This window comes from Candidatus Culexarchaeum yellowstonense, from assembly GCF_024707025.1.
GTDB lineage: Archaea > Thermoproteota > Methanomethylicia > Culexarchaeales > Culexarchaeaceae > Culexarchaeum.
Window position 1 is genome coordinate 1 of the sequence record NZ_JANGFQ010000143.1, and the last position, 2,756, is coordinate 2,756.

At 35.2% G+C, this 2,756-nt stretch carries 2 protein-coding genes and 2 pseudogenes; 2 read left to right on the forward strand and 2 right to left on the reverse strand.

Annotation, left to right across the window (positions count from 1 at the left end; all coding sequences use genetic code 11):
* The coding region (locus MRT15_RS09760) for a nucleoside phosphorylase (RefSeq protein WP_304329904.1) at positions 1 to 651 on the forward strand (651 nt) is incomplete at its 5' end.
* A 64-nt stretch (positions 652 to 715) separates the two neighbouring features.
* Here MRT15_RS09760 and MRT15_RS12620 read toward each other — a convergent pair.
* Both MRT15_RS12620 and MRT15_RS09765 read right to left on the reverse strand, forming a co-directional pair.
* Positions 716 to 817: pseudogene (locus MRT15_RS12620) on the reverse strand (DUF5679 domain-containing protein); the annotation flags it as partial.
* A 416-nt stretch (positions 818 to 1,233) separates the two neighbouring features.
* Positions 1,234 to 1,635 (reverse strand): hypothetical protein, encoded by a 402-nt coding sequence (locus MRT15_RS09765; RefSeq protein ID WP_304329905.1) that lies wholly within the window; start codon positions 1,633 to 1,635, stop codon positions 1,234 to 1,236.
* A 579-nt stretch (positions 1,636 to 2,214) separates the two neighbouring features.
* Here MRT15_RS09765 and MRT15_RS09770 point away from each other — a divergent pair.
* Positions 2,215 to 2,756, forward strand: a pseudogene (locus MRT15_RS09770) (DUF1156 domain-containing protein); the annotation flags it as partial.

The following is a 2,756-nucleotide window of genomic DNA, read 5'->3' on the forward strand; positions in this document are numbered from 1 at the left end:
AGGCGTGTTTACGGATGGATGAAAGCTGCGGTATCAGATAAAATAATTCTTGAGAAAGAGGAGAGTGTTGGGGCTAAACGTTTCTTCGTCACTAAAGAGGGAGTTGCAGTATTTCATTCTTGTTTTGGCGCTCCTGCAACAGTGGCCTTAGCTGAAGCCCTTATTGCGGCTGGAGTTAGAAACATGTTAATTTTTGGCGAAGCCGGCTCAATAAGTCCGAAAGTTGACATAGGCGAAATAGTGGTTCCAACATTTGCGATCAGAGAAGAGGGGACAAGTTACCATTACTTACCCCCTAAATTTGAAGCTAAGCCATCGGGCAATCTTTTAGATAACATTAAAAGACTCCTCAATAAAACAGGTGTTCAATATAAAGAAGGAGGTGTTTGGACAACAGATGCGCCATTCAGAGAAACAATGAAAAAGGTTTTAGCTTACTCTAAAGCGGGAGTCCTTGCGGTGGAAATGGAATGTTCAGCCCTTTTCTGCCTATCAACTTACAGAAGAATAAACTCCGCTGCATTACTAATCATAACCGATACTTTATGGGAAGGCGTATGGAAACAAGCCTTCAACGAGCCAAAAGTAATTGACATGGAAAAGAAAATATCAGAAACATTGGCGACAAACTGGGAAGAACTGGTAGAATAACAAAATCTCTGAAGAATATTACTATGATATAGATTTGGTTATACCGACTAATCGCATGTGCAAGGCATGTGCCCTTGATTGCTGGTTTGCTGTTTTTTAGTGTTATGTTGATTGGGGTTTGTATTTCACGCTTAGATTTACATTTTACACAAAAGCCCTGAACCATTCTTCATTTTCCCATCGTTATGCGTAACTAGATATATAAGCCATTACATAGCAGACACTGAGTTTTCATGATGATTCTCATAGTGGAAGTTAGCGTCTATGAGGGTCACCTGGGGAGGTCTTTGATGAGGAATTTTGTGTATTCAAGAAAGATATTATAGCTTGTTTATCAGTTGAGAAGAGTATTAATATTATTGCCGTCGCATCAACGAGTGTAAGATTTTTAATATTCATTTTCTGGAATCTCCCAGCCACTCTATGGTCTTTTATATAACCTTATGAAAGGTATATTGTATGAAGCATGTTTGTAGTAGGTAGTCTTTTAGTTTCATGTTCTTCTTTTTTAAAAGTTTTTGATCTTGTGAGGGTTTTCATACATTACTTGAGTGTGCAGCAGCAGATGTGTTTTCTCACAGATTATGGTTTAAGGATTACTACAACTGATGGTGTAACGCTTATTGTTATTGTGATTGATTCTATTTTAAAAATGCTAATATACTTTGAAATTATTCTCCAAAAACTATTAAGGAAGGCTAATAGTGCATTCAATATACTGCTAGGAACACTTCTAAATTTTTGGATTACTCCAGAAACTGAAGATAAAACAGTTGTAACATTTGAAAGTAAAGATGCTTTAGCATCCATTATACTAGCTCTTATATTAGGAGGTTGGGATTCCAACACTTCAACTGTAAGCTCACGAAAATTTCTTGTCAGATTGTTTAAATTGCTCTCAATATTTTCTAACTCTCTCGTTCGTTGATTAATGAAGTTCACCATATCATTTACTTCATCTTCCGATAATTCAGGATAAGACATTTCAGATACCAAGATAATCTGCATCCACACTCTTTATAAAGTTTTGTTTGTAAATGCTGGTTCACTTTTTTGAATCTCTGCTTAGTTTTTCAAAAAGCGATAATAATTTTCAACCAAAAAACACTTTTAATTCAAAATACAGAATTAACTTTACTTGAGTCCACACTATGCCTTAAATAAGTAAAAAAGTAGTATAAATTATTAAAGAAAAGGAAGATGCAACGCGTTAAGAAAACGGTGGCAATTCCAAAAGACTTAATAAAGTGGGCTGAAAAAGCTATTAAGAATATGGAATACTCATGTGTTTTCTTTCAGATTCATTGAGTATTTATCCATAAAAGAGGTGAAATAATTAAATGACTGAAGATTTTTCACTCAAAAAGAAATCGTTGTTGAGAGAATGAATCTCTAATAAGCATATCATTGCAGACTCGCTAATACTTATTCTTATGCTTAATTCTCTTCAATATCTAACTAAAACTAAAAAGCAAAAATGTCTAAATTAGAATTAGCAATAATCTCTAAGCTGCGGATAACTAGATAAAGAGGTTTTTATTAAAATTATTAGAGAGATTGTCTATGGGGAAAGATAAGAGTATGCTGAAATTCATAGAGTCTGATTCACTTCCTGTAGATATTCTAAGTAGGGATGCTGCTATTGAGATGAGCTTTAAGCCAAGACCCTCATACTTTGCTAGATGTAAGGAGTTGGGTATATCTGTAAATAAAGGTTTTTATGATCCTAAGGTTCGAAGTTTGCATCCATGGCTTGCTAGGAGACCTCGCTCGATTGCTAGGGCTCTTAATTTAGCTGCATTGCTTCCAAGTGATGCTTCGAATAATTTTCTTACTTTATTAGGTTTCGATATTGATAAGTTGAGGTTGCTTGTGGAGAAGGGTTATCCACCTTTGATATCTTATGTTACTCCTGATACTATGAAGATGAATTTTGAGAATGAGGTGATAATGGATCCGATGGCTGGTGGGGGTTCGATACCTTTAGAGTCAGCAATTTTAGGAGTTAATACTATAGCGTGTGAATATAATCCAGTAGCCTTCTTATTACTAAAAGCTACGGTTGAATTCCCTGCAAAGTATGGTATGGATTTATATTTGAGTGT

What these genes read in the sequence shown, in the direction of transcription:
- MRT15_RS09765 (WP_304329905.1), bottom strand. Translation starts at nt 1,635, where the DNA reads ATGTCTTATCCTGAATTATCGGAAGATGAAGTAAATGATATGGTGAAC.